Raw genomic sequence first — 622 nt, forward strand, 5'->3', positions numbered from 1 at the left:
CGACTATTACTGTCACCGGCACTAACGATCTCCCAATTGCCAATGCAGACTCTGGGGCAGTTCAAGAGAACAGCACAGTAACCGTTGATGTATTGGCTAACGACACCGATTTAGATGATGGTGCGACCTTTACCTTAGACAATGTGAGCTCAGATAAAGGTCTGGCGACCATCGTTGATAACAAACTTGTGTTTGAAGCGACTGGCGAAGATTTTGATCACCTGCCAGCCGGTGTAACAGAGCAGGTCGTGGTGACGTACACCATGAGCGATGAAAGTGGCGAGCCGATCACATCGACCGCGACTATTACTGTCACCGGTACTAACGATCTCCCAATTGCCAATGCAGACACTGGGGCAGTTCAAGAGAACAGCACAGTAACCGTTGATGTGTTGGCTAACGACACCGATTTAGACGATGGTGCGACCTTTACCTTAGACAATGTGAGCTCGGACAAAGGTCTGGTGACCATCGTTAATAACAAACTTGTGTTTGAAGCGACTGGCGAAGATTTTGATCACCTGCCAGTAGGTGTAACAGAGCAAGTCGTGGTGACGTACACCATGAGCGATGAAAGTGGCGAGCCGATCACATCGACCGCGACTATTACTGTCACCGGTAC

General features: G+C 49.4%; 1 protein-coding gene. It reads left to right on the forward strand.

Translation table 11 applies throughout. The features are described from left to right. A partial coding sequence (locus AB4507_RS22835) for an Ig-like domain-containing protein (RefSeq protein WP_372183484.1) occupies nucleotides 1–622 on the forward strand: 622 nt, incomplete at both ends.

It is taken from the genome of Vibrio sp. 10N.222.54.A3 (genome assembly GCF_041474095.1).
GTDB lineage: Bacteria > Pseudomonadota > Gammaproteobacteria > Enterobacterales > Vibrionaceae > Vibrio > Vibrio crassostreae_C.